This window comes from Gilvimarinus gilvus, from assembly GCF_030518155.1.
GTDB classification, from domain to species: Bacteria; Pseudomonadota; Gammaproteobacteria; order Pseudomonadales; family Cellvibrionaceae; genus Gilvimarinus; species Gilvimarinus gilvus.
On the sequence record NZ_JAULRU010000584.1, the window covers coordinates 1 to 592 of the forward strand.

Sequence of the window (592 nt, forward strand, 5' to 3'; positions counted from 1 at the left end):
ATCAGTGGCAGTGCTTCATTGCTGAATCGGGCGCGTCCGTCCAGCGAGCTCATATCTGCGCCTTCTTCGAGTGTCTTGAAAAAGAAGTCAGATAGCGGAAGTGCTTCGCGGATGCGTTGTTCGAATAGGTCGCAGCCTTCTTGTCGGACCAGGCTATCAGGATCCTCACCGTCAGGCAGGAAAAGGAATCGAGCCTGCTTGCCGTCGGTAATGACCGGCATGGTTGTATCCAGCGCGCGCTTGGCCGCTTTTCTGCCAGCCTGATCACCGTCGAAACAGAAGATCACCTCAGGGACCATTTTTAACAGTCGTTCCAGGTGCTGGGCTGTGGTAGCGGTGCCCAGTGTTGCTACGGCATAACCGATACCGTATTGCGCTAAGCCGACAACATCCATATAGCCTTCGACGATAATTAATCGATCAAGGCTTTGGTTGAATTTTCGCGCTTCGTACAAGCCATATAGTTCGCGGCTTTTGTGAAAGGTGTCGGTTTCGGGGGAGTTCAGGTATTTTGGTTTCTCGTCTCCGAGAACTCGGCCGCCAAAAGCGATTACCCGTCCCCGGTTATCCCGTATTGGGAACATAATGCGTT

1 protein-coding gene is annotated in these 592 nt (G+C 52.7%); it reads right to left on the reverse strand.

The genetic code is table 11. The features are described from left to right. Positions 1-592, reverse strand: a 592-nt coding sequence (locus tag QWI17_RS14815) for a DNA primase (RefSeq protein ID WP_302723304.1), incomplete at both ends; no start/stop codon positions are given.